The organism is Bacillus sp. WC2507, from assembly GCF_052656125.1.
The window spans coordinates 1,358,024-1,383,955 of the sequence record NZ_JBQXPN010000001.1 but is presented as its reverse complement, the minus strand read 5'-3'; the positions used below and the strand labels follow the sequence as shown (position 1 = coordinate 1,383,955).

Here is a 25,932-nt window from a genome sequence, read left to right as displayed (position 1 = left end):
GCGAAAGCAAAGCAGTTAGGTGAGGGATCAACTGCCCGTAAAAGCCCGATTGGTTCAACTAATAATCAGCGAGGGGCTTCGCCCCCGCTGATTAAAGTTTCACTCTATCCATTTTTCTTCGCCATGAAGAAAATACGCTCTGTTTGTTCTGTAACTTCAAGTCGTTCAAAGTCACCAGTCACGCGAAGCACTGTAAAACCAGCTTCTTCAAGCCATTTCGTTAACTCTTCAACCTGATATGCACGTTGCACGTGACATTCGTCAAAACGATGGTACACATCTTCTTCTGGGTCTTGAACAAAGAATGTTAAGTCATGTTCTACACTATTTGACTCTTCACCAGGGAAGCAATTCCAAATAAGAGATATTTCTTCTCCATTCACTGTGTATGTTTCATTTTGAAATACATGATGTATTTTATATAAAGAATGTACATCAAATAAAAACAAACCATCTTGACGTAAATGGTGAAACACTCTTCGAAATGTTTCTTGCACTCCATCTTCTTGCAATACATAATTTAATGAATCACAAAAAATAGTTACACAGTCAAACTCACCCGGAACATCAAGCTCTCGCATGTCTTGTTGGTAAAAAGGAATAAAATATCCTTCTCCGCCTAGTTTTTGCTGAGCGACCGTTAACATTTCTTCTGAAAGATCGACACCGATTAAATCGTAACCCTTTTGTACAAGCGGAAGTGTTACATTACCAGTACCGCATGCTACATCAAGAATCTTCGCCTCTTTCATATCCGCTTGCTGTAAACTTTCCTCTGTGAATTCCACCCATTTATCATAAGGAACATCATTCATTAGTTCGTCGTACAACAATGCAAATTGTTCGTATTTCATTGGTCTAGCTCGTCTGTAATATCTTCACGCGGCACATCGCCCCAAAGACGCTCTAAATTATAGTGATTACGCTCATCTTTATGGAATACATGGGCAACTACATCTCCAAGGTCAACTAACACCCAGCGTGCTTCGTCAAAACCTTCCATACGTTGTACGTCGATTTGGAACTCATGTGCTTTTGATTTAATTTCACGCGCAATTGCTTGCACTTGCTTATCTGAGTTACCGTGACAAATAATAAAATAATCTGCAATTGGTGAAATACCTTGCATATTTAGGACAACCATATCTTCTGCTCTCTTATCATCAGCCGCTTTTGCTGCTAATACTAATAAATCTTTATCTTTCATCTACTAATTTCCTCCTTGATAACTGCGTTGTATGTTTGGAATGTTAATGGATAAATCGTTTGATTTTTTTCCATTAAAAATTGAATTGTTCGCTTTAACGCAAATAATAAAGCTTGATTTATATCCGTATATGCGAGTTTGCGAGCTTCCTCCACCCCTGGAAACTTTCGCCCAGGCTCAATGTAATCAGCTACATAAATTACTTTATCTAACATCGTCATTTTCTCATGACCACTTGTATGATATGTAATAGCTTGCAGGATTTCAGGATCCGTAATGCCTACTTCTTTTTCTACTAAGTATGCCCCAACAGGTGCATGCCATAACTCTTTGTTATAACAAAGTAAATCTTTCGGCAAATCTTCACTTTTAATAATCTCTTCCATCTCAGAAATCGCTCTACACTTCGCATAATCATGGAATACAGCTGCAACTTCAGCCTTTTTTTCATCCACACCGTATAACTTAGCAAGTTCAATTGCTGTCTCCATTACACCAATTGTGTGTATATAACGTTTTTCATGCATTTGTTGTTTGACAATATGAAGTGCTTTCTCACGATCCATACAACCCATTCCTCTCGATATATACCTGTACTTTTTCAGGAAGTAAATATTTACATGTTTTCTTCTCTTTATATCTCTCACGCAATAAAGATGAAGAAACTGCAAACTCCGGAATTTCCACAGTGGTGATAGGATAAGGTGTACGCAATGTATAACCAGGTCTTGCAACCCCAACAAACGTTACAAGATCAAGTAACGCTTCAATGTTATACCACTTTGGTAAATACTCAACCATATCTCCACCAATAATAAAGTGAAACTGCACATCCGGATACTTCTTCGTCAATTGTAACATAGTGTCATACGTATAAGATGGGCCCTTCCTGCTTAGCTCTTCTAAACAAATAGAAAAATGTTCCTCTGCCTCAGTCGCAAGCTCTAACATTTGTAAGCGATTTTCTACACTTGTAATATTCCGCCCTTGTTTATGCGGTGGAATTTGGTTCGGCAAGAACCATACTTCTTCTAAATTCAAAGCGTGATATACTTCATTTGCAATTAGCAAATGTCCATAATGTGGCGGATCAAATGTACCGCCAATGATGCCAATTTTTCTCAAAAGAAACGCCCCTTCCTTTTACGTACAGCAACTCTCTTCATTTCTATCCGAAGAGAGTTCACTGTTAATAAAAGTTCAATTGGTTTCGTTCTCTACATCATTACGAACTAGCAATAAAAATAGCATATGCTAGCCTTTTTATCGAGGAAGCTTAATTTGCTTATTTTCTCTAGATTCTTTGTATAAAACGATTGTACTTCCAATTACTTGAACGATTTCAGCACGTGCGCCTTTTGCAAGCTCTTCTGCAACTTCACGACGATCAAATTCACAATTTTGTAGTACGCTCACTTTAAAGAGTTCACGAACTTCTAATGCTTCTCCAATCTGTTTCACCATATTTTCATTTACGCCACCTTTTCCAACTTGAAAAATCGGTGTTAAATGATGTGCCTTTGCACGTAAAAATCTTTTTTGTTTTCCTGTTAACATATATGTTAGCCTCCAAGCTTTCTTATAACTAATTGTTTCATTCTATCGATATTCGGTACACGTCCTGTCCACATTTCAAATGCAAGTGCCCCTTGATAAACAAACATATCAATACCATTTTGAATCATTGCACCTTGCTCGTTTGCCTCACATAAAATTTTCGTTTCAAATGGATTATAAATTATATCTGATACAATCGTTCCTTTTTTTAACGAAGAAATTTGTAATGGTGTATATTCGACGCGTGGATGCATACCTATTGTTGTCGTCTGAATGATAATATCATAATTTCCTTGTTCTTCTGTTGCTTTTTCTAACGATAAAGCAACAGAATTAACATGAGCCTTACATGCAGCAATAAGTTCTTTCGCCTTATCTACTGTACGATTAGCTACATCAATCTCTTTCACACCTACATCAGCAAGAGAAAAATAAATAGCTCGACTAGCACCACCTGCGCCAAGCAGTAAAATACGTTTCTCTTGAAGTGGTTCACTACTAATTGCCTGCAGCGCTCGGACAAAACCAATTCCATCTGTATTATAGCCAATCAGTTTTCCATCCTTATGAACCACTGTATTTACTGCACCAATTTGTTTTGCTAGCGGGTCAATCTCATCCAAGTAATCCATAATAGCAACTTTGTGCGGAGTTGTTACATTAAATCCTGAAATACCTAATGCTTTTAAACCTCTTACTGCTTCCCCTAGCACTTCCTCTTTAACAAGAAATGCATGATAATGGGCATCCATATTCAAGTGTTCAAATGCATCGTTATGCATAACGGGTGATAATGAATGTCCAATTGGATTTCCGATTACACCATATAATTGTTTCATAAATCCCTCTCCATATTAAATTAAAGATTTACGTAGCGAAACACTTACTCCTTTTGGTACGTGTGCAACAATTTTTGCTCCCGGTTCGTTTACAGTAACCCATCCTAATCCAGAGAATACAACATCCGTTTTTGGTTCACGAATATTAAATTCATATTTCACTAGTTCTGGCATATTTGCTAATTCTTCTGGTGTTGGTGGGCTTAGTAAATCCCCAGCATGATTTTTATACAATTCATCTGCTTTCTCAAGCTTTGTACGATGGATTGTTAAACGATTCGAGAAGTGACAAGTAAACGCACGGCGACCACCACTTACATAATCAAAACGCGCCAGTCCACTAAAGAATAACGTTTGTTCTTCATTTAATTGGAATACCATTGGCTTAATTTCTTTTGTTGGTGTAATAAGCTTTAAGCTTTCTTTTCCAACATAATGAGCCATTTGATGGTGGTTAATAATACCTGGCGTATCATATAAAGAAGATTCTTCGTCTAACGGAATATCAATTAAATCAAGCGTTGTTCCTGGGAAATGAGATGTTGTAATTACATTTTCAGTCTCATCACTAAATTCTTTAATCATACGATTAATAAATGTTGATTTTCCTACATTCGTACATCCAACAACGTAAACATCTTTTCCGCCTCGGTAATACTCAATCGCATCTGCCAGCTCAGCAATCCCTTGTCCTTTCGCTGCACTAATTAAAAAGACATCTTCTGGTTTTAATCCTAGCTGCTTTGCACTATAGCGCATCCAATGCTTTACTTTATCATGTTTTACTGACTTAGGAATTAAATCAGCTTTATTTCCAACAAGTAATACTTTATTATTTCCCACGAAACGATGTAAGCCAGGTAACCAGCTACCATTAAAATCAAAAATATCTACAATCTTAACTACTAATGCATCCGATTTTCCAATTCCATTTAGAATACGTAGGAAGTCATCATCTGTTAATGATACATCTTGAATTTCATTGTAATGCTTCAAGCGAAAACAGCGTTGACAAATTACTTGTTCTTTCTCTAAAGATGAGGTAGGAGCATATCCCACTTCATTTTTATCTTCTGTTTGAATTTCTACACCGCAACCAATACATTTAATTGTTTCAGTCAAACTTTATTCCTCCCAATTAATTAAACCTTTTTTCTTCATATTTCTCATAATTCTTCGTTCAATTTTCCGATTAAAGCGCGTTACTAATCCATCCGTTTGTGCTACCGGTACAACTAAAATCGTATGAAGGCCCACTCGGTTTCCACCTAGCACATCCGTTAGTAACTGATCCCCAATTACTACAACTTCATCTGGTTGTAAACGCATCTCTTGTATCGCACGCTTAAATGCGCGAACAAATGGTTTACGTGCACTATGAATAAATGGAATACCTAATGGATCAGCAAAGTCTTTCACACGTTGCTCATTATTATTTGAAACGACCGTCACTTGGATGCCTTGCTCTTTCATTTTCAAAAACCATTCTTCAAGTTGTGGCGTTGCATTTGGACGATCCCATTCAATTAAAGTGTTATCTAAATCAGTAATAACACCTTTAATTCCACGTTTCTTCAAATCTTCTGCTTGAACATGATATACATTTTTCACATATTCATTTGGTAAAAACAACTTCAATTTCTTTCACCTCTTTGAGGAGTTTTCATAAAAATTTTTCGACAACATATTTCGATATATAACCTGTGGATAAAATTGTACACATTTTCCACATTAATTTTTCAGTTAATTTGGAATTTACTAACAATCTATACACACTTTATCCACTTAGGTGTGTGGATAACTACCCGTTTGTGACTGTCATATTTTTTTGGTACATTAAATGCAACAACGAATCAATCCTTATATTATTAGGAGGTGACTCACCTTGAAAACAAAACATATGGAACAGTTATCTACTGAGTTACTCACTGAGTCTTATTATAAAGCAAAAGAACTAAAATTAAATCCCGACTTCATTTTACTTATAAAACAAGAAATGATTAGACGCTCATTAGAGGACAAGCTTGTCAAATCGTCTTGATTATATATTAAAGTAAAATTTTCATTAGCTAACTTGTAAAAAGAGCCATCCTGCGATGGCTCTCGAATAAACAAGTACTCCCATCTAGGGAATTTCATCATTAAGCATCTTTGTCCATAACTCTTGCTTACAATTATAAAATCTTTTCTTTACTTATGAGCCACTCGAGTAGCAATTTTTTCACCAAGACGAAGCTCTTGTCCACTCTTCAAATGCTGTACTACTTCTATCATATCTTTTTCAAACAATAACACAACTGTTGAACCGAATGTAAAGTATGCCATTTCTTCACCTTTTTGAACAGTACTTCTTTCATGTAACAGCTCAATACTATTAACAAACATAGCTCCTACTTTTACAAGCGCCATATGTTCACCATCACTATTTACTTCTGTAACAGAGCGATAATTTTTTGACAATGGTTCTTTCCCGTATTCCATACCAGCTGCATTTACCGGATATGATTTTCTACCGAGTACAAATCTTTCAGTCACAGAACCAGAAAGCGGACTATGAATACGATGATAATGACTTGGGCTTAAATAAATAACCATGTATGTACCACCAGCATATCGCTTTGCACGTTCTTCATTACCTAGCATATCCACAATCGAATAACGCTTGCCTTTAATATCAAATGTTTTCGTGTCCTCAATAGGACCGTGATCAGCAAAAACACCATCAACAGGACTAACGATACTCAATGTATCTGTATCAATACTACGCTTTCCTTCTTTTAGCTTACGTGTAAATAATTCATGCAATGTTCTATATTCCTTCAAACCCTTTTCCATCTCATCTTGATTAATTCGAAAAACTTTCGCATACGATGGAATAATGATAGAGCTCAAACGAGATTGTGCAAATTTACGTAATATATAAGAAGTAAAACGACCATTTGTAAGTTCGATCATAAGTCGATATAATGTACGTCGCAAATTGCGAAACCTCCTAATCAGTCTATAACTTTAGCTTCCCCTTCTTTTCCTTCTATATCATATGTAAAACTGGTTCTTATTCCCACATATCATATAGAACTGCCATATTATACATGCGGAAGACTAAGTATGGTATTATTCTTAAATTGTTTAGCACCCTCTAATATTACAGATAGAATCCGTCATTTTCAACAGTGAACATGGATTTCTTCTGAACACAACTCTTTTTCTTTCCTGATTTACAAAAAGAAAAGCAGCCCATTTTAAAATACGGCTGCTTGCAATGTACATTATTCTTTCGCTTTTTTCTCTTTCTCCGCTCTTACAAATTCATGGAACATTTTCATTAAAGCGCGCTTTTCAATTCTTGATACGTAGCTTCTAGAAATACCAAGCGCCTTTGCAATCTCTCGTTGCGTTTTCTCCTTATCAAGCCCCAGTCCAAAACGCTTCACGATCACTTCTTTCTCTCGTTCGTCTAAAATATCGATATACTCTTTAATCTTTTCTAACTCCATACTAAGCTGGATCATATCAATTACATCTTCAGACTCTGATTTTAATATATCAATAAGCGATATTTCATTCCCCTCTTTATCTTGCCCGATTGGATCATGAAGTGAAACGTCCTTTTTCGTTTTTTTCAGTACACGTAAATGCATCAAAATTTCATTTTCAATACAGCGTGCTGCATACGTCGCAAGTTTTGTGCCTTTTCCTGCAGAATAGCTCTCGATCGCTTTAATAAGCCCAATTGTACCAATCGAAATTAAATCTTCTGCATCTTCTCCTGTGTTTTCAAATTTTTTAACGATATGAGCTACAAGCCGTAAATTATGTTCAATTAAAAGATTTCTCGCTTGAGCATCACCTTGCTCCATTAACTCTAAGTACTTTCTCTCGTCGTCTGATGATAACGGCTGCGGAAACGCATTATTCTTCACATAAGAAACAAAGACAAACACTTCTCGAACCATATATCCAATTGCGGCGAATAGACTCAAACCTTTCACCCCCGCCAAAATAGTGGTCTTTACTATGTGTATGTGGGCGTGAGGTTGTTTGTGTCTGTACGATATAAATATGGAATCCTTAGCTTTTTGTCGAACGAAATAAGTCTTTCATACCTTGAATATTTTTTCCAATGTATTACAATATGTTAAGTTCCAAAATTTTGAAAGAGGTGTTTTCATGCAATACTTTACTTCACAAATAACAAAACTAGTAGTACTCACACTATCTTTTTTCTTACTGTCAGCTTGCGGACAACAAACTTCGCCCACAAAACCTGAAACGACTAAACAGGATACTGCAGCATCAAAAGACAGCACAAAAACAGAAGATAAACAAAAAGATGAAGACAGTGTGAAAACTGAGGAAAATGCAACAAACGAGAATAACGTAAAAACTGAAAACCAGCCAAAGACTGAGAACCACTCAACTACTGAAAACAACAAAAAAAATGAAAACAATGCAACACCTAAAAACAATACAAAAACTGAGAGCAAAGCAACTACTGAAAACAACAAAAAAAATGAAAACAATGCAACACCTAAAAACAATACAAAAACTGAGAGCAAAGCAACTACTGAAAACAACAAAAAAAATGAAGATAACAACACAGTTAAAAATAATACAAAACCTGAAGCAGAGTCTAAAAACACACAAAAAGAACAACAACCAGCTAAGCAACCAAATAAACAAACTGATACTATTACATTCACAAGTGAAGATGCTATAAAAGTTCTAGAAAAAAGAATGGGAGCTCGCTCAGATGAAATTCGTTACGGCTCCGGCGAAGACAAACTAATTGGCACAATAAATGGTATTAAACTATACGACGTTTTATATGGACGCGAATCTCCTGAGAACTCACGTGCTCTAAATTTTGCAGTGGGATCTGATGGAAACCTATATGATTGGTCAAAAGCTCAAGATGGTATTCTTCAACCACTTAACGGCAATTAATAAATAATTCTAAGAACATAGTAAAAGCCAGTCGATACATATCGATTGGCTTTTACTAGTATTTACTCCAAATTTTCTCCCTAGTATGCGCATCAATATAACGAATTTCTCGACTACAGTCGAAGAATTCTTTATAATTTTCATCCGTTGTTTGTTTATACAGCAATTGATATACCGTTTCCTCTACGTCATGATCTATAGACCATTCTAATTTAACTCGGATAGCCTCTCTGTATATTTCTAACGCTTCTTCTTTTGTTACTTTTGGTGTTGTTTCATATGCAAGTAATTCTTTTATAAATTTGCTAGACTCTCCAGAGTAGTGTATCACTGCACCATTTTCTGCATTGATGTTGATCATAAAGTGCTTATACTCTGCCGGAATACCATTCACATATACGGAAAAGTTAAATCTTTCAATCCCATCTTCTGCTTCTTCACGTTCCTCCCAAAGGCGAAGATATTGTGTGATATCCGGAATCACTCGCTCTAAAAATTGAATTGCTTTTTGTAAACATTCCTCTCTAGACAGTATTTGCTTTGCTTCTTTATCTTCTGTCAGTTTTATAAAACCAATTAATTCACTGGTTAATTTATCAACCGTAATGCCAATTAAATTATTATATTTTAACATCGGTAAATGCTTCTTAAAGAATTCATTCATTAAATATGGATTCTGTTCTTCTTTCTGTTTTTGTAATTCCTCTTTCGGAACAAATTTCATCCTTATTTCATCATCATTTTCCGTCTCATCTACTTTTATAAAACTTTCTTTATCCCAGCCAAATAATTCGAATATGTCACCTTGCCGGCTACCTTTTTTTGTTTTTTCAACAGCTACTGTCGGCGGTAATTTATAATGTTCTGATCCAAACAAATCTTCTCCCGTACTTGCATTAATAGATGCATGACTAGGTTCTGGTTCATATACAAGATGGTACCCTTTTACTTCTTTTCCATTTTCATACTCACATGAAGAGTGTGTTAAATCTACAAATACAAGTCTCATATTTTGTCTAGCTTTCAAATTTTCTAAAACGACATTCTCCTCAACAATTTCACTTGGCCATAACGGTTTTTTCTCAATAGCTTTTTGTCCATTATAACGAAAATGTACAACATTACCTGAAGGATGAACTCGCACGACACACCCTGTATTCGGCAATGGATAGCTATTCACTTCTTGCATATAATTTACTTCTTTCCAACCGCGCCAATTATCCTTAACAGTTACATATGTATAAAATTCATATCCTTCTTTTATATATTTTTTTAAGAATACATTTGCAATCCCTCTTGCTTTATTCTCCTCTATCGCTTCCTTGCCGCTCGAAATAGAATTTCCCTCCTCTATCCTAAAGTCAATTAAATTACCGGTATGTCTATTCAGTGTAATCTGTATTGTTCTCTCCTCATCCGCTTTATGTTCCCACCATAATAGATGATATGGGTCATCCACACCTTCTTGATCATCTACAGCAAGACTATAATCATCTGAAATGTCAATAATATGAGCCACTTGCTCTTTTCTTTCTTTATCTTTTTGATTCATCATACCGCTCCCTTTATTACAATTTAAGGTAATTATAACAAACAAAACCAAAGAAATATAAACAAAAAAAGACTAGAGATATCTCTAGTCTTCTACTTCGTTTCACGATGTAACGTTACTCGCTTTAATCGTGGACAATATTTTTTTAGTTCGATGCGCTCTGGATTGTTTCGTTTATTTTTTTTAGAAATATAATTACGATCACCGCACTCGGTACAAGCTAATGTAATATTTACACGCATTTGTAATTCTCCTTTCTTTTAAAGATCGCAAACTAAAACGTAATGATTACGATTTATATATTATATAACTTCATTCTATTTGTCAATTGCAAAACAAAAGGGATCTAAATAGAACCCTTTTGTTTAAGTAATCTATACCTTGTATTAAAATGTTTCGTATGTAACAAACTCACTAATCGGTTTTCGATATCCTCGTGGGCGAGTTTTAGTAGTATCACTTTTTCCTATCGTAATCATTAAAACAGGTACTACATGCTCCGGCATATTTAATTCACTTTGTACTGCTTTTTCATCAAAACCGATCATCGGACACGTATCATAGCCATAATATTTAGCTGCGTACATAAAAGTCATCGCACTTAACGAAGCATTTCTAATCGCTTCCTCTTCCATGAAGCGTTCTCCTTTTCCTTCATATAACCCTTTCGTTTGCCTAATTGTATCTTCATACTCACATTCATCAATCATCTTTAAAACCTTCATACCGAAATAAATATTTTCGACATTTTGATATGCTCTCTTATCACCACAAACAAGTATTACTGCAGATGCACTTGATACTTTATACTGCCTAAAAGCTAACTCTTTTAATCTTTCTTTGCGCTCTTGATCACGAATTACAACATAATGTGTATGTTGCAAATTATAACAAGATGGAGAAAGCTTTGTTAGCTCAAATATTTTTTTAAAATCCTCATCAGGGATTTCTATTTCTTGTACAAATTTCATTGCAGAACGTCTAGCAATTGCTAATTCTTCAAAGTTCACCTTATAGCCCCTTAATAATCATAAATTCAAATATAAATTAATTTATATAATAAAATAAATCAAATGAAAACACTTTAAGTTATGGATAATAATGATGCTTCACAAAAAAAGACAAAAAGCTGAAACAATTAGTTCATACGAAATTCACACGAATCTATTACTATAAGAATTATACATAGTGAACTTATTAACAATCACGTTTATTTATATAGAATCTTACTCGAAAGGAGTTGAAAGTATGAAAACTAAATATCGTTTTATGATCTCATCATTTGCTGCTTGCGCTTATATGCTTTGGTATTTAGTATAATAACAACCTCGCTTGTAAATTGGAAAAGGTGTGTATATAAATGGAATATAATCAATCAACAGTTAACTATTGGAAAGCTTTTGTACTACCATATACATTTGCTTTAGAAGAGTTAAAAACTAAATTTGAAATTATGAACCGGGAAGCTCAATTTTTAGAGGATTACAACCCGTTTGAACATATAAAAACAAGACTAAAACAACCTGAAAGTATTATTAAAAAGCTTGAGCGTAAAAATTTATTACCAACAGTTGAAAATGCCCAAACTCATTTACAAGATATCATCGGCATTCGTATTACATGTTGCTTCGTAGAAGATATCTATCATTTAAAAAATGTTATTCAAAAGCGTGAAGATATGGAAATCATTGAAGTAAAAGATTATATCGCTAATCCAAAGGGAAACGGATATAAAAGTTTACACATGATTATTAAATATCCTTTATCACTGAATTCTGGTACAAAAGATGTATTTGCAGAAATTCAGTTACGTACACTTGCTATGGATTTTTGGGCAAGTTTAGAACATAAACTTTACTATAAATATGAAGGGAAAATACCTGAGTATTTAAAAGATGAACTACACGATGCAGCAATGAAAGCTGAAGATCTTGATAATAAAATGGCAACCATTCGCCAAGATATTGATGATATTGAAGCATGTTCAAATCAAATTATGTTACCACTATAAAAAAGGTTCTCTCCAATGAGAACCTTTTTTATTTCGCTATTTACGGGTAGTAAGACTTCCTAATTAAAGTTTCACTTTATTTCTTCCCTATCATGCGAACCTCTTCAATTTTCCATCCATCCTCTTCTTTTCCAAGCGCATACTGTACGTTCTTCTGAAGAGTGACCTCCCCCTCTATTTCTTTTTCCTTCGTTTCAACAACAACATACCCTGCTTTACTAGCTTTCATATCTATATGTTCCAATTCAATTTTCTTATTTCCCTTTTGAAAAGCTGCTTCTTTTTGTGTTTTTAAGTCTTCAGCACTAGGCATCTTCTTTGAAAATAACTCCATATGTTCAGCAAGATTTTTTTCATTTGTCGTCCGTACAAACTTCTCCATAACATCTTGAATCGATTTCTCTTCTTCTTTCGTTATTTGTACCTTTTCCTCAGCTTTTGTAGTAGTAGATTTTTTTTCTATCTGATTCTCTTTGGATTGACATCCAACTAGCAATAATACACCTATTAGAAGGGATCCTATCCCTCTGAAAAAAGCCCCCATCTTCCCATCTCCTAAAAAGAAAAGTGAGGCATTTCGCCTCACTTTCATTTATAATTAGCGTCTTCCTTTATTCGGATCGCCACCGCCAACAATATCAAAGACACGTTTAGCGATATTTGTATTCTCTTGAACGCCAGAGAACAAGTATTTACCAGGGCCAAATGCATATACGTTTACATCTTCCCCTGTATGCCCACCTGTAGTCCATCCTGTAACCGAACGCTTATTGAAAATATCCTCAATCGCATTATCAATCTTTGTTACATCTTTTGAAGGAGCAATATCATTTACCGCTTTAATTTCTTCTGGTGTTAATTGTAAATCAATATATTTTTTCAATGTTTCTTCTACATTTGCACCTTTTGCAATCTCATTTGCCATGAAGTCTGGTGTGCGTTTTGCAGCTTTAATTGGATCTACTTTAAAGTTATACTCACCATTCGCACCTAAAGATAATCCGCCAGTAGCGTGGTCTGCCGTTGCAACGACTAACGTATTTTTATCTTTTTTCGCAAACTCAATCGCTGCTTTAAATGCTTTTTCAAAGTCTTCCATTTCACTCATTGCACCAACGATATCATTATCGTGTCCAGCCCAGTCGATTTGACTTCCTTCAACCATTAAGAAGAAACCATTTTTATTTTTGTTCAAGCGCTCAATTGCTGCATTTGTCATTTCTTCTAATGAAGGTGTTTTATCGGTACGGTCAATCATTTTATCTAAACCACCTGGCGCAAATAAACCAAGAATTTGATCATTTTTATCATTTAACAATTGATTGCGATCTGTTACATAGCTATAACCAGATTTCTTAAATTCTTCTGTAAGATTGCGATCTTTTCTAACAAAGTTATTTACACCGCCGCCAAGCATAACGTCTACTTTATGCTTCCCTTTAATTTTCTCATCAAAATAATCATTTGCAATTGCGTCCATATTTTTACGACTAATGTCATGCGCACCGAACGCAGCTGGTGTTGCATGTGTAATTTCAGAAGTAGCAACTAATCCTGTTGATTTCCCTTTTTCTTTCGCTTGTTCAAGGACAGTTTTCACTTCTGCTTTATCATTATCAACTGCAATGGCCGCATTATATGTTTTAATTCCTGCTGACATAGCTGTTGCTGCTGATGCAGAGTCTGTGATATTTTCATGTTCATCTTCCGGATATGTTTTTTGTGTTCCTACAAGATGTTTATCAAACTCTGTAGATTCCATTTCGAATGTTTTTGGATTATCTTTCATATAACGATGAGCTGTCATATATGAAGGACCCATACCATCTCCAATTAACACAATAACATTTTTAATCTTTGCATTGCTTCCGTTCTCATCCGCATTTACTTCACTAGAACGTGTAAAATTCCATGTTGCCACCGAAGTAACTGCTAACGACGCCACAACTGCAAATGGCCATGCTTTTTTCACAAACTTTTTCACTGTCTTGTCCCCCTAATTAGGTTATTCATTTCCCACTATCAAATTTAATGGAAGACTATTAAGAGAAAATTAGTTATATGTAAATTTTTTGTTAACTTATGTAAATATCAGTTATAATTTGTATAACTTTGTCTATTCATATCAACGATTTTCCCCTTTACAATCGAAATATAAACCAGTTGGATTTCGTGTAACGTAAATCTCTCATTTAACATTTTCAATCTACTTTCATGAAAATTAATAGAAATGTGGTGAACATTTATGAAAACAATAGAGCTAGATGAATCTTTCATTTTTGATTTACTCGACCTTTGTAAAGCTATTGGATGGTTACAAGATAAAGCATTTATGAAAAAACAATTCGAAATGTATCTTTCTCTCGGCACAATTATCGGTTATATGCATGAAAATAAACTGATTGCAGCTGGAGGAGTATTTCCTTTTAAAGGTAGTTTTTCTACTATTGGCATGTTATTCGTCCATCCTAATTTTCAAGGCCAGGGCATCGGACGTATGTTGCTTACTCGCTGCTTAGAACGTACCTATCCAAAACAACCAATTGCACTTATTGCAACAAAAGCTGGCGAGCCTCTTTATACATCGTGCGGATTTCAAACAGTAACGACGATTCATCGTTTTGAAAAACAAACGACTAAGACACATATTGCTCATACACAACAAGTGAAAGAACCAGACCTTATATCGCTTATTTCTCTCGATCAAATTACAACTGGTGCCGATCGTTCTTTACTTTATTCATTACTATTACCAAGAACCAGCCACTCTTTTAAAATTGAGAGACGTAACTGTATAGAAGCTTTTTCCTTATGCATACAAAAAGGTAATATATTATGTATCAATCCACTTATCGCCAAACGAGAAGAAGATGCTATTCAATTACTACAAAACATATGTGAATGTTGGAATGGCACAGTAAGGATTGATGTCCCACATTCACAATTTTCATTTCGCAAATTTCTTCAAACAGAAAAATTCCAAGAAACGCTCCTTTCACCTCTTATGATAAAAAATGGTAGCCAACTTCCTGGAAATCGTAATATGCTATTTGCTATGATAGATACAGCGTTATGTTAGAAAGGGGACACCTAATTGAAGCGATTTAGCTATTTTATGGTAGGTTGTCTTACTCTTACACTATTAGTAGGATGTAGTGCAGCAGAAAAGCCAGTAGAACAAGTAAAACAAGTTAAAAATACACTTACAGCGAAATTAGCTACCGAGGAAAAAATGGTAGAAATAGATGGTCAAACCATTTACTTTAAAAAGATTGGTAATGAAAAACCACCTTTACTTATGATCCATGGATTTGGAGGATCGTCAGATGGTTTTCAAAAGATTTACTCAGACTTAGCAAAAGATCATACGATTATTTCTGTAGATGCTTTAGGATTCGGGCGCTCATCTAAGCCAATGGATTTTCACTATTCTTTCCCAACTCATGCAAATTTGTATTATAAATTAATGAAAAAACTAGGTTACGATTCGTTTGCAATACTGGGCCACTCAATGGGCGGAGAAATTTCTCTTAATTTAACATATTTATATCCTGAAGCCGTTACCCACCTTATTTTAACTGATGCTACAGGCGGTCCTCATACATTCGTTAATAAACAAGGTTCACCAAAACCACAGTTGTCGACTGATTTAAATACCGTTTCTGCTATTGCAGATTATGATGAGAGCAAAGTTAAATTCAAGCGTAATGATGAAGAGCATTACAATAAAATGAAATTATGGCCTAGACGTCTTCAAATTAATGCAAATGAAATGAAACAACCAACCTTAATTATATGGGGAAGAAATGATAGTAGCGTTTCTTGGAAAGAAGGAGAAACGTATCATCAATTCTTAAAAAATAGTACTTTCCATGTTATTGAAAAAGGTTATCACGCACCGTTTCGCCAAGAACCACAGGAATTTGTAGGGTATGTAAAAGATTTCTTTAAAAACAATCCGATACAATTTGAAAAATAAAATAAGCGGGTATCTCATTTTGAGATACCCACTTTCATATATTAAGCAGCTTGCTTTTGGCGTTTTTGAGTTTTTGATCCTAATACTTTCGGAATAACAAAGCCATCTATTCCAAATTTACCAGCGTTCATACCAGAAACTAGAACGAACATTGATAAAATAACCATTTCAGGGTTTACACCAATTGACCCACTAAACATATAGGAAAAGTTCATTACAAGACCGAAAAAGACCGCTGTTTTTGTTAAACAGCCTACAATTAAACCAATTCCGACTAAAATCTCTCCCCATGTTACAAGTGTATTAAATAGATCAACGTTTGGAATTGCGAAATCTTGTAAAAATGATGCCCACCAAGATTGAACAGCCGGTTGAGCTCCTTTAGATTTTTCAATTGCACCTTGTAAATAACCTGTTGCATCGAAACCTTTTCCTTGTAGTTTACCGATTCCAGCCATTAACCATGTGTAACCAAGATACACTCGGATTACTGCTAACACAAAAGAAACTGCTTTGTTTTCTCTTAAAAATTGAATAACCATATCTTCCTCCTAAAGTTGTAATTAAGTCAGTTACAGATAATATAATAACATTAGTTACTTATTTTACAAACGTTAATTATGAATAATTTGTGACATGTGTATGAAACATTAAAAACTAACGTTTATATAGTAACTTTTATTACCTGTAAAAACTTGAACATATCATACCACAAGTGATAATGGTTTTCATTGAAGAAAATGTAAAAAAAATGTGAGTTAAATGTGAAACGCGTTTATTCGAATATAGAACAAACGCGTTTTCACTATTTATAAAATTGAAATGTGTGTGTCTCCTCATCAATTAACCTCGCTTCTTGAAATGCTTCTTCTAACGTTTTTTTATGGTTAATAACCCCGTAAAATAAGCGTATTGTAAACATAAGTGCTGCATTCCCATCTACATAATCTATCGACCCAATATACGATTTCGCTCCACTACGTAAAAAAGATTCTGCTAGCTTTTGCTCCCCTAACGTACACCCACTATTTACAATATGTGTATTATGCAATTTTGCATATTTATAAATTTCTGCTGCACCAAAGTACCCCCTCGGTTCATCTTGTTCATATATATCTTCACCTAACTCTTCCATGACAAACTTCCCTTCCTCACCATGAAAGCAAAAGACAATATAATTAATATCATTATATAAACCCTTTCCAGAAAGAATATCCATGAACTCTTTCGGTCTACCAATCCAATATGTTACAACTCTTGCACCAAAATATTCAAGCGATGCTCGGATTGATTGCGCCTCTAAATCAGAATTAAAACCAACTACTAGTGCAACCTTCAACATACACCCTCCATCCTATAATTAGATTTCATCAATTAAACTTTTAAGGGATACATCCATTTCATATATACCCGTCTCTTGCAAAAAATCAGATCTAGTTAAAACGACCTTCTGTAAATATTGCCTATATGCTGTAATTGTCCCGTCGTGAGATACAATACAAATTCTTTCAGCGCCTAGCTCATAGCACCAAAAAAGAAATTCATCTACTATTTGCTGAAAACTCTTCTCTGAAATAGTATTTATACCTTCCGTCCATAACTGCTTATTTGTGCTTTTCTCTATCGAAAAATGTGGAAATAAATTTGTTATTATTCCCTGATCTACTATGTGATCACATGGCAATGTTTTCGCTCCTTCTCGATAAGGAAAAATACGTGGGGATACATATGGATGGACGATTTTTTTGCAAGCTACTTTCTCACTCCATATTGCCGCCGTTTGTAAAGTTCTAAGTGTAGGGCTAGCAATTAATATATCCGTTTCCTGCAATGGCACATTGCATTGAAGTAATTTAGCCTGATCCCTTCCCTCATCCGTTAATGGCGGATGCAACACTTGTAAACTTGCCGGCAAATCTTTTGTATGTTCTCCTTCACCATGCCGAACAAAGACGAGTTTCATATCCAGCCTCCTCTCACTATGAAATCCTCTTACATATTTCTTCCCTATCTCATTCTTTATTCCTGCTATATGAAAAACTGGTTGTAAAAAACATTTGACATAATTAATTAGAAAATATTACAATCATATATGTCAAATACTTTTTACAATAGGGAGGGGAATCACAAATATGAAATGGATTATCGCCTTTATCGGAATGGGCATATGGGGATACATAAATGGATTTTTTAATAGTGATAAAACTGCTAATCCTTGGATTACAGATGATGAACGGGAAACAAAAATTAAGCAGAAGGCAATTATTGCAAGCTGGTCTGGTGTTTTCATGTTTTGTATCATTAACCTCTTAAACAAATGGTTAGATTTAGGAACGAGCGATACATCACCTTACTTACCAGATCCTGGCGCAACTATTTTAAAAGAAAATGTAGAGTTACAAGTTTTACTTATGCTATTTATTACGTATGGAATATTTTACGTATACTATCGTAGAAAATTAAGCGCCTAACTTCTAACTCATGATTATCCTCCTAAATGGTTATAGTAACTATGACGAAATGAAAGGAGAGATATAGAATGAGTAACTCAAATGACTTTTTAAATACACTACATGAAAAACAAGCAAAAGACGAACAAAATAGAAAACGTCAAGGGAACGGAAACCCAGCGAAAAAAAAGCCAAATAAAACACATAAATAACGATAAAAAAACTGCCTAAAATTATCTTTCAGGCAGTTTTTTTATTCTTCTTTCACCGAGATGACATCTTCCCAATTCCATTTCTCATAATACCACTCTGGTACATCTATATTTTCAATCCACTTCTTTTCCTGTTTTCCATCACTATGGGCAAGCCATACGTTAGCTTTCTTACGATCTGAACGTATCCATATTAATTGATTGCTCTTCTTCATAAAGATCGGATGATAGTCACCTTGCTTATGAGGTGGCTTTGTGATTTGATGTTGTTCATCGCTTGTACTATCAATCTCATATAAAGACGGTAATGGCCTTTTTTCTGGCGGAGTTTCTATCCCTGCCTCTTTTGCACGTGAAACGATAATCACTTTATCGTTCTTCCACGAAAAATCCCAATCAACATATCCTTTCGGCGTAAAGGTTTTCTGCTGAAGTGCTGGCAGTTCTTTTACTTTTAAATGTTTATTCTCTAACGCAACTCTCCCGCTTCCTTCAATATAAGCTAATATATCCTTGGATGGCGCCCATTTGAACCATTGTGTGTTTAATAACATTTGATCTACTTTTTCAAAACGACTACCATCTGCTCGAACTAAGCAAAGCGTATTACTATCAGCTGACCATGAAGCTGTCGGTACCGCTAAAAATGAAATCCACTTTCGATCTGGTGACCACTCAAACCCACTTGCAACTAGCGCTAGAAAATCATCATGTTCATTTGGCAATGCATACAAATGCTTCATTTTGTGAGGATTCATATGTGCATCTTTTTGCACTTCATATAGCTGAGCTCCTGTCCATCCTGTTGGAAGTAAGTGTGCTTCAGAGGATACAAGAAACTTCTTTCCATCAGGGTACCATGCATAATCACCTACACCAGCCGATACATTTTCAAAATCTGCATTCTTTTTTTCTACATCAAATGTATTTAATGTACCTGTAAATATAAATGCAATTATATTTTCTGTTGGTGACCATTGATAATTCGATGCTTCTGAGTGAAACGGCGTAACTTTCTTTCCATCTTTCAGCCGGTATAACTCAAGAATACTTTGTTTCTTCCCTTTTACATATGCTAGCCACTCCCCATCATATGACCACTTCGGCCCTGTTACCTTCTCTCCTTTTGTAAGTTGTTTTTCTTTCCCATCAACTTTAATCCAAAGGTCATGATGACGAATAAAAGCAATTTTCACCCCACTATTTTCTGCTTTAGTAATAGTAATTGAACTTAAAAATATGAATAATACTGTTATGACACTTGCTACAACCTTTTTCATAACACTCCTCCATTTCCCCCATAGCATTCCTCACACCCCACCTACAATATGTGAAAAATCCCCCATTCGACATAATTCCAAAAAATTTCCCAAGAAACTTTTAATTCAAAGAGGATTGGTATGAATTATGTCGAAAGTATAGTTTAACCAACATTCAATTTTATATTTCACAACAAAAATGTAAGATAACTTTTCGGAATATTGGCACTTTTTATTAGGGGGAGTTTCAATGAAAAAGACTACATCTACACTATTAAGTATGGCGCTCGCCTTTTCTAGTTTTGGAGCTTTAAGCGCACATGCTGAATCACTGCAAAAGGAGAAGCAATTTAGTCCACAGTTAAAAGCGAATATTCAACAATGGGGAGAAAACAAAATCGCGCAAAATGTTGAAACAAAAACATCAAAAGAAATTTCAGTCATTGTAGAATTGCAACACGCTCCGCTCGCTTCACAAAGTAACATTCAGCATGCTCCAGACTTAAAAAATGGCAATGCGCAATCATACCATGCACAACTAAAAAAAGCACAAGAGGATACAACAAAGAAAATTAAAGAAAAAGCACCAAAAGCAAAGATAAAAGAAACGTATAGTACGTTATTTTCTGGATTCTCTATTTCTATCCCGGGAGATCAAGTTGCTGCTTTAGCTTCTTTACCTGAAGTAAAGGCAATTTATCCGAACTTAACATATAAGTTACATGAAACATCAAAAAGCCCTGCGGATTTAGAAACACCAAACGTTGGAGGTCCTACAGTTGGTGCACCTGAAGCTTGGAAATTAAAAGATCCAACTGGCAAACCGCTTGATGGAAAAGGAATGAAAGTCGCTGTTATCGATTCAGGTGTAGACTATACCCATCCTGATTTACAAGCAAATTATATCGGTGGCTACGATACAGTCGATGAAGATAATGATCCGATGGATGGAAATGTCCACGGTACCCATGTTGCAGGGATTATTGCTGGTAACGGAAAAATAAAGGGGATTGCTCCGAACGCTTCTATACTCGCTTACCGTGTCATGAATGATGGTGGCACTGGTACGACAGATGATATTATTCAAGGTATTGAGCGTGCTATTCAAGACGGTGCAGATGTTTTAAATCTATCTCTCGGTCAAGATTTGAATGTCCCTGATCAACCTGTAACACTGACGTTAGAACGCGCAGCAAAACTTGGTGTTACTGCAGTCGTTTCAAATGGAAACGATGGACCAAAGCCTTGGTCTGTTGATGCTCCTGGTAATGCCAGTAGTGTCATTTCTGTTGGTGCATCTACTGTTTCTATTCCATTCCCAACATTCCAAGTAGCTGGTTCTAATAAATCTTACCAAGGATTACCGTTATCAAAAGCAGACTTCCAAGTAGGAAACGATGCTCAGCTTGTATATGTTGGCTACGGTAATTCAAGCGATTACGCTAAACAAGATGTGAAAGGTAAGTTCGCCCTTGTTTTACAAGGAACTTCGAGTACGTTAGTAAAAGCAGAACAAGCAAAGCAAGCTGGTGCTCTCGGCGTGCTACTAATTTCTAACGAAAAAGAAATTAATATTATGCCAGAATATTTCGAATGTGCAGATATAGCTCTTCCAGTTATGCAACTATCAAATACAAATGGCGAAGAGTTGAAAAATGTAATTACAAAACGAAAGAAAAATATAAAGATTGGACAACCAAACAAAACCGAACTTATTGGTAACTTCAGTTCAAGAGGACCATCACAAGGCAGTTGGCTTATAAAGCCTGATATAGTTGCACCTGGCGTACAAATTACTAGTACTGTACCAAGAGGTGGCTATGAATCTCACAACGGAACAAGTATGGCTGCGCCACAGGTAGCGGGAGCCGTTGCCTTACTGCGTCAAATGCATCCTGATTGGACGACAGAACAATTGAAAGCATCTCTTGCCAATACAGCAAAAACATTAAAAGATGTAAATGAAACTACATATCCTGTTATGGCACAAGGATCTGGTTTAATTAACATTCCAAAAGCAGCTCAAACTGATGCGTTAGTGCAACCGAACAACGTAAGTTTCGGTCTTATTAAACCAAATAGCGGCAAAGTAAAGCTAACACAAAATATTACGTTACAAAATCTTTCTAACAAAAAGAAAAACTTTTCAACTCGTATTGAATTACTAGATACAAAAACAAAAATCCAGACTTCTTTCCCTTCTTCGATTAGTTTGAAACCGAATAGTAATATTGAAAAACCATTTACTATTACTGTAGATAGCTCCTTACCGCAAGGCGTATATACAGGAAATCTGTATGTAAAAGAACAAGGAAAAACTGAAGAAATGCGTATTCCATTTACATTTAGCATTGATCCGAAAGAATACAAGCGTATTGATGGCCTTGAAATCGTTAATTCTACTTTCAGTCCAAATAATGACAAAATACTAGATGACAACCTAATCAATTACTATTTAGTTACACCAGTTGAAGACATAGCCTTTCATGCTAATTTAATTACGAAAGACCGCGTGACATATCAAGGCATGGTATATCAAGGTAAAAATGAAACACCTGGTTATAAATCTTTCAAATGGAATGGTACAAAAATTAATGGATCCCCTCTACCTGATGGCTTATACCAAATCGAAGCTGTTGCTTCTAACTCTGGTGGAGAAACAAAGCAAACAGGAGCAGTGTTTATTGACCGAACAGCACCTAAGTTAACGCACGAAGTTGATCAAGAAAATCTCATAATTAGAGGGAAAGTTGACGATATTCTACTAGATTGGATGACAGAATCTGGTTGGGTTGCACCTGGTATTCCAGTGAAAATGCAATATGAAATTAACGGAAATGGTATATGGGAAAGTGCATTCTTAAACACTTGGGAGAAAAACTACGAAATTTATTTCGATCGTAATCAATTACAACAAGGAAAGAATACAATTCATATTGTTGCAACCGATGCAGCTGGAAATACATCTAATTTAAATGTTGATTTAGAAGTGAACTAAAGTGAAACTTTAATCAGCCCTCACTAATCGGACGTTTACGGGCAGTAAGGCTTCCATCTAACTTCTTTGCTCCGGCCAAATTTTGAAGTAGGAGTTTTACTGCCCACAAATAGCGTGATAAAATTATTGTTGACAATCTTTTAAAAAAAGTTTTATAATACAAAACATAGTTTAGTTGAACGAATTATATATCGGCTTTGAAGGAATACTAGTAGCGACTTATATCCCTGTCTCAGAGAACTGATGGTTGGTGCGAATCAGTACATATACAAGCGTGAATTACAATTCTGGAGCTTCTTTCCCGTAGTGCACATAATGCATGAAGAGAAAGACGGATCTTTCCGTTATCTTAAAGTGAGTGGTAAACAATTTTTCTGTTTACAATTAGGGTGGTACCGCGATTTTTATCGTCCCTATCGGATTTTCCGATAGGGGCTTTTTTGCGTCCTTCCCTTTTGTACAATTTCATATATACGCGTTGAAAGAATCGCAGTAATATCTTATATCCCTGTTACAGAGAGCTAATGGTCGGTGGAAATTAGCACATATATAAATATGAATTACAATTCTGGAGCTTCTTTTTCGTAGTGCTTGTACGCATGAAGGAAAAGACGGAGTTTTTCCGTTATCATGAATTGAGATGTAAGTATGTTTTCACTTACAAATAGGGTGGTACCGCGATTCTTTCGCCCCTATCGGATTTTCCGATAGGGCTTTTTCTATTTCTCACAGAAACAAACGTTAAATAATTCCGAATCTTATGATAAAATTTTATAAGCGCTTACAAATTTGAAGGGGGGTGGTACAAGCTAAACGAAACCGATACTGAATTTTATTGAAAAAAAGGAGGATGTCTAAATGACAAAGAAAACAGAAATTCCATCGCATTTAAAACCATTCGTATCCACACAGCATTATGATCAATACACGCCGGTGAATCACGCTGTGTGGCGTTACATTATGAGACAAAATCATAGTTTCTTAAAAGACGTTGCTCATCCAGCCTATGTGAACGGATTACAATCATCTGGTATTAATATAGATGCAATTCCAAAGGTAGAAGAAATGAATGAGTGTTTGGCACCAAGCGGCTGGGGAGCTGTAACAATTGATGGACTTATTCCCGGTGTAGCATTCTTTGATTTCCAAGGACACGGTTTACTACCAATCGCAACAGATATTCGCAAAGTAGAAAATATCGAGTACACACCAGCTCCAGATATCGTACATGAGGCAGCAGGACACGCACCGATTTTGCTTGATCCTACATATGCAAAATATGTGAAACGATTTGGACAAATTGGAGCAAAAGCTTTCTCCACAAAAGAAGAACATGAGGCGTTTGAAGCTGTTCGTACATTAACGATTGTAAAAGAAAGCCCGACTTCTACACCTGAAGAAGTTGCAGCTGCTGAAAATAATGTAATTGAAAAACAAAACTTAGTTTCTGGTTTATCAGAAGCTGAACAAATTTCACGTCTTTTCTGGTGGACAGTAGAATACGGCTTAATTGGAAATATAGACAATCCAAAAATCTACGGTGCTGGGCTCCTTTCTTCTGTTGGTGAAAGTAAACATTGCTTAACAGACGCTGTAGAAAAAGTTCCTTTTTCCATTGAAGCTTGTACAAGAACAACTTATGACGTAACAAAAATGCAACCACAACTATTTGTTTGTGAATCATTTAAAGAATTAACAGAAGCACTTGAGAAATTCGCTGAAACGATGGCCTTTAAAACAGGTGGTAAAGAAGGCTTAGAAAAAGCAATTCGCTCTGAAAATCATGCAACTGCTGAGCTAAATAGTGGATTACAAATTACAGGTACATTCACCGAGACAATTAAAAACGATGCAGGTGAATTGATTTACATGCGAACAAGTTCGCCAACAGCATTAGCAATTCACAATAAACAACTAGCGAATCATTCTACTGCTGTACACAGTGACGGCTTTGGAACACCAATTGGATTACTTACTGAAAATGTTGCATTAGAAAATTGTACAGATGAAGAATTACAATCATTAGGAATTACGATTGGAAATACTGCTGAGTTTACTTTTGCAAGTGGTATTCATGTAAAAGGAACAGTAACAGATATTATAAAAAATGATAAGAAAATTGCTCTTATTTCCTTTATCGATTGCACAGTTACTTATAACGCCCGAGTATTATTTGATGCTTCATGGGGCGCATTTGATATGGCTGTTGGTTCAGAGATCACTTCTGTATTCCCAGGAGCAGCAGATGCAGCATCGTTTTCCTCAGTTGATGAAGAAATAGAAGAAACTCCAGCACCTCTCACATTAACTGAGCTAGATCGTATGTATCAAACAGTTCGTGACATTCGAAATAAAGGTATTTTACACGACGCGCATGTCGAACAATTAGTAGCGATTCAAGAGGTATTAAATAAATTGTATCCGAAAGAATGGCTACTTCGCCTTGAAATATTAGAATTACTTCTAGAACATAACAAAGGGCACGAAACATCGGCAGCATTACTACAACAACTGTCTACTTTCACAACGGACGAAGCTGTAACACGCCTTATTAACAATGGTCTTGCACTACTGCATATAAAGGATGTGAAAAATGATGCTACGATTAACTGAAGAAGAAGTTCAAGAGGAGTTATTGAAAGTAGATAAATGGATGGTAAAAGATGAAAAATGGATTGAACGAAAATATATGTTTTCCGACTACTTAAAAGGAGTCGAATTTGTCTCTGAAGCCGCCAAACTATCAGAAGAACATAATCACCATCCATTTATCCTTATCCAGTATAAAGCAGTTATTATTACTTTGTCATCTTGGAATGCGAAAGGTTTAACGAAACTAGATTTTGAGCTTGCCAAGCAATTTGATGAACTATTTTTACAAAACGAAAAAGCAATTATAAGAAAGTAAAAAAGAGAAGCCT

29 protein-coding genes and 2 other annotated features are annotated in these 25,932 nt (G+C 35.4%); of the genes, 10 read left to right on the top strand and 19 right to left on the bottom strand.

The features are described from left to right. Window positions 1-104 precede the first annotated feature (104 nt). From ACUN28_RS07415 to ACUN28_RS07380, 8 genes are all read right to left on the bottom strand, one after another. Window positions 105-854 carry a class I SAM-dependent methyltransferase gene (locus ACUN28_RS07415; RefSeq protein WP_000873069.1) on the bottom strand — a complete coding sequence of 250 codons (750 nt, stop codon included), beginning with the start codon at window positions 852-854 and terminating at the stop codon, window positions 105-107. Beyond that, window positions 851-1,207 (bottom strand): ribosome silencing factor, encoded by a 357-nt coding sequence (rsfS, locus tag ACUN28_RS07410; protein ID WP_000653203.1) that lies wholly within the window; start codon window positions 1,205-1,207, stop codon window positions 851-853. The genes ACUN28_RS07415 and rsfS overlap by 4 nt, the downstream gene beginning before the upstream one ends. Continuing rightward, window positions 1,204-1,773, bottom strand: a complete 570-nt coding sequence (yqeK, locus tag ACUN28_RS07405; RefSeq protein WP_016086223.1) for a bis(5'-nucleosyl)-tetraphosphatase (symmetrical) YqeK — start codon at window positions 1,771-1,773, stop codon at window positions 1,204-1,206. The genes rsfS and yqeK overlap by 4 nt, the downstream gene beginning before the upstream one ends. Then, window positions 1,763-2,332 (bottom strand): nicotinate-nucleotide adenylyltransferase, encoded by a 570-nt coding sequence (gene nadD, locus ACUN28_RS07400; protein ID WP_016086222.1) that lies wholly within the window; start codon window positions 2,330-2,332, stop codon window positions 1,763-1,765. The genes yqeK and nadD overlap by 11 nt, the downstream gene beginning before the upstream one ends. A gap of 138 nt (window positions 2,333-2,470) precedes the next feature. Next, window positions 2,471-2,764, bottom strand: coding sequence for a ribosome assembly RNA-binding protein YhbY (gene yhbY, locus ACUN28_RS07395; RefSeq protein ID WP_016086221.1), 294 nt, complete (start codon window positions 2,762-2,764; stop codon window positions 2,471-2,473). Between the two features lie 5 nt (window positions 2,765-2,769). Beyond that, window positions 2,770-3,603, bottom strand: a complete 834-nt coding sequence (gene aroE, locus ACUN28_RS07390) for a shikimate dehydrogenase (RefSeq protein ID WP_016086220.1) — start codon at window positions 3,601-3,603, stop codon at window positions 2,770-2,772. 15 nt (window positions 3,604-3,618) lie between these two features. Then, complete coding sequence (gene yqeH, locus ACUN28_RS07385) at window positions 3,619-4,725, bottom strand: ribosome biogenesis GTPase YqeH (protein ID WP_016086219.1); 1,107 nt, start codon at window positions 4,723-4,725, stop codon at window positions 3,619-3,621. Window positions 4,726-4,728: 3 nt separating this feature from the next. Continuing rightward, entirely contained in the window at window positions 4,729-5,241 is a 513-nt protein-coding gene (locus tag ACUN28_RS07380) for a YqeG family HAD IIIA-type phosphatase (protein ID WP_016086218.1), read from the bottom strand. Window positions 5,242-5,488: 247 nt separating this feature from the next. Between ACUN28_RS07380 and ACUN28_RS07375 the strand changes: the two genes are divergently transcribed. Next, on the top strand, window positions 5,489-5,644 hold the full coding sequence (locus ACUN28_RS07375; RefSeq protein WP_000850097.1) for a sporulation histidine kinase inhibitor Sda: 156 nt from the start codon (window positions 5,489-5,491) through the stop codon (window positions 5,642-5,644). A 149-nt stretch (window positions 5,645-5,793) separates the two neighbouring features. Here ACUN28_RS07375 and ACUN28_RS07370 read toward each other — a convergent pair whose 3' ends face one another. Together ACUN28_RS07370 and sigK are read right to left on the bottom strand one after the other, a co-directional pair. Next, the gene (locus ACUN28_RS07370; RefSeq protein ID WP_016086217.1) at window positions 5,794-6,582 is read right to left on the bottom strand and encodes a phosphatidylserine decarboxylase; all 789 of its coding nucleotides are present in this window, start codon (window positions 6,580-6,582) and stop codon (window positions 5,794-5,796) included. A 290-nt stretch (window positions 6,583-6,872) separates the two neighbouring features. Then, entirely contained in the window at window positions 6,873-7,586 is a 714-nt protein-coding gene (gene sigK / locus ACUN28_RS07365) for an RNA polymerase sporulation sigma factor SigK (RefSeq protein WP_000051382.1), read from the bottom strand. A 187-nt stretch (window positions 7,587-7,773) separates the two neighbouring features. On the opposite strand from sigK, the gene ACUN28_RS07360 reads away from it, so the two are divergent. After that, the gene (locus ACUN28_RS07360) at window positions 7,774-8,550 is read left to right on the top strand and encodes a hypothetical protein (RefSeq protein ID WP_116329175.1); all 777 of its coding nucleotides are present in this window, start codon (window positions 7,774-7,776) and stop codon (window positions 8,548-8,550) included. 55 nt (window positions 8,551-8,605) lie between these two features. Here the strand turns inward: ACUN28_RS07360 and ACUN28_RS07355 are convergent, their stop codons facing one another. The 3 genes from ACUN28_RS07355 to ACUN28_RS07345 form a co-directional block, all read right to left on the bottom strand. After that, entirely contained in the window at window positions 8,606-10,102 is a 1,497-nt protein-coding gene (locus tag ACUN28_RS07355; protein ID WP_016086215.1) for a YcdB/YcdC domain-containing protein, read from the bottom strand. Window positions 10,103-10,194: 92 nt separating this feature from the next. Next, entirely contained in the window at window positions 10,195-10,344 is a 150-nt protein-coding gene (gene rpmG, locus ACUN28_RS07350; protein ID WP_001265617.1) for a 50S ribosomal protein L33, read from the bottom strand. 144 nt (window positions 10,345-10,488) lie between these two features. Beyond that, window positions 10,489-11,112, bottom strand: coding sequence for a nitroreductase family protein (locus tag ACUN28_RS07345; protein ID WP_016086214.1), 624 nt, complete (start codon window positions 11,110-11,112; stop codon window positions 10,489-10,491). Between the two features lie 350 nt (window positions 11,113-11,462). Here ACUN28_RS07345 and ACUN28_RS07340 point away from each other — a divergent pair, with 350 nt between their 5' ends. Next, entirely contained in the window at window positions 11,463-12,113 is a 651-nt protein-coding gene (locus tag ACUN28_RS07340) for a GTP pyrophosphokinase (protein ID WP_016086213.1), read from the top strand. Between the two features lie 76 nt (window positions 12,114-12,189). On the opposite strand, the gene ACUN28_RS07335 is transcribed toward ACUN28_RS07340, so the two are convergent. Both ACUN28_RS07335 and ACUN28_RS07330 read right to left on the bottom strand, forming a co-directional pair. Then, a complete protein-coding gene (locus ACUN28_RS07335) occupies window positions 12,190-12,657 on the bottom strand; it encodes a hypothetical protein (RefSeq protein ID WP_016086212.1) in 468 nt (155 codons plus the stop codon). Window positions 12,658-12,711: 54 nt separating this feature from the next. Continuing rightward, window positions 12,712-14,097: an alkaline phosphatase gene (locus ACUN28_RS07330; RefSeq protein ID WP_016086211.1), complete on the bottom strand. Its 1,386-nt coding sequence runs from the start codon at window positions 14,095-14,097 to the stop codon at window positions 12,712-12,714. A gap of 261 nt (window positions 14,098-14,358) precedes the next feature. On the opposite strand from ACUN28_RS07330, the gene ACUN28_RS07325 reads away from it, so the two are divergent. Together ACUN28_RS07325 and ACUN28_RS07320 are read left to right on the top strand one after the other, a co-directional pair. After that, complete coding sequence (locus tag ACUN28_RS07325) at window positions 14,359-15,192, top strand: GNAT family N-acetyltransferase (RefSeq protein WP_016086210.1); 834 nt, start codon at window positions 14,359-14,361, stop codon at window positions 15,190-15,192. A 15-nt stretch (window positions 15,193-15,207) separates the two neighbouring features. After that, window positions 15,208-16,092: an alpha/beta fold hydrolase gene (locus ACUN28_RS07320; protein WP_016086209.1), complete on the top strand. Its 885-nt coding sequence runs from the start codon at window positions 15,208-15,210 to the stop codon at window positions 16,090-16,092. 41 nt (window positions 16,093-16,133) lie between these two features. On the opposite strand, the gene ACUN28_RS07315 is transcribed toward ACUN28_RS07320, so the two are convergent. The 3 genes from ACUN28_RS07315 to ACUN28_RS07305 all read right to left on the bottom strand — a co-directional run bounded on the left by ACUN28_RS07315 (window position 16,134) and on the right by ACUN28_RS07305 (window position 18,055). Then, the gene (locus ACUN28_RS07315; RefSeq protein ID WP_000236600.1) at window positions 16,134-16,634 is read right to left on the bottom strand and encodes a DoxX family protein; all 501 of its coding nucleotides are present in this window, start codon (window positions 16,632-16,634) and stop codon (window positions 16,134-16,136) included. A 263-nt stretch (window positions 16,635-16,897) separates the two neighbouring features. Next, on the bottom strand, window positions 16,898-17,434 hold the full coding sequence (locus ACUN28_RS07310; RefSeq protein WP_016086208.1) for a hypothetical protein: 537 nt from the start codon (window positions 17,432-17,434) through the stop codon (window positions 16,898-16,900). A gap of 18 nt (window positions 17,435-17,452) precedes the next feature. Continuing rightward, the gene (locus tag ACUN28_RS07305) at window positions 17,453-18,055 is read right to left on the bottom strand and encodes a histidine phosphatase family protein (RefSeq protein ID WP_016086207.1); all 603 of its coding nucleotides are present in this window, start codon (window positions 18,053-18,055) and stop codon (window positions 17,453-17,455) included. A gap of 169 nt (window positions 18,056-18,224) precedes the next feature. Between ACUN28_RS07305 and ACUN28_RS07300 the strand changes: the two genes are divergently transcribed. Together ACUN28_RS07300 and ACUN28_RS07295 are read left to right on the top strand one after the other, a co-directional pair. Then, window positions 18,225-18,563: a hypothetical protein gene (locus ACUN28_RS07300; RefSeq protein WP_016086206.1), complete on the top strand. Its 339-nt coding sequence runs from the start codon at window positions 18,225-18,227 to the stop codon at window positions 18,561-18,563. A 68-nt stretch (window positions 18,564-18,631) separates the two neighbouring features. Beyond that, on the top strand, window positions 18,632-18,754 hold the full coding sequence (locus ACUN28_RS07295) for a DUF4023 domain-containing protein (RefSeq protein ID WP_000071864.1): 123 nt from the start codon (window positions 18,632-18,634) through the stop codon (window positions 18,752-18,754). Window positions 18,755-18,795: 41 nt separating this feature from the next. Here ACUN28_RS07295 and ACUN28_RS07290 read toward each other — a convergent pair whose 3' ends face one another. Beyond that, complete coding sequence (locus ACUN28_RS07290) at window positions 18,796-20,034, bottom strand: TolB family protein (protein ID WP_016086205.1); 1,239 nt, start codon at window positions 20,032-20,034, stop codon at window positions 18,796-18,798. A 229-nt stretch (window positions 20,035-20,263) separates the two neighbouring features. Between ACUN28_RS07290 and ACUN28_RS07285 the strand changes: the two genes are divergently transcribed. The 3 genes from ACUN28_RS07285 (at window position 20,264) to ACUN28_RS07275 (ending at window position 25,919) form a co-directional block, all read left to right on the top strand. Beyond that, window positions 20,264-23,011 (top strand): S8 family serine peptidase, encoded by a 2,748-nt coding sequence (locus ACUN28_RS07285; protein ID WP_016086204.1) that lies wholly within the window; start codon window positions 20,264-20,266, stop codon window positions 23,009-23,011. 188 nt (window positions 23,012-23,199) lie between these two features. Then, window positions 23,200-23,429: a binding site (T-box leader), on the top strand. Between the two features lie 51 nt (window positions 23,430-23,480). Continuing rightward, window positions 23,481-23,708: a binding site (T-box leader), on the top strand. A 161-nt stretch (window positions 23,709-23,869) separates the two neighbouring features. Continuing rightward, the gene (locus ACUN28_RS07280) at window positions 23,870-25,624 is read left to right on the top strand and encodes an aromatic amino acid hydroxylase (protein WP_016086203.1); all 1,755 of its coding nucleotides are present in this window, start codon (window positions 23,870-23,872) and stop codon (window positions 25,622-25,624) included. Further along, window positions 25,605-25,919 carry a 4a-hydroxytetrahydrobiopterin dehydratase gene (locus tag ACUN28_RS07275; protein ID WP_016086202.1) on the top strand — a complete coding sequence of 105 codons (315 nt, stop codon included), beginning with the start codon at window positions 25,605-25,607 and terminating at the stop codon, window positions 25,917-25,919. Before ACUN28_RS07280 ends, ACUN28_RS07275 begins: the two co-directional genes overlap by 20 nt. Window positions 25,920-25,932 lie beyond the last annotated feature (13 nt).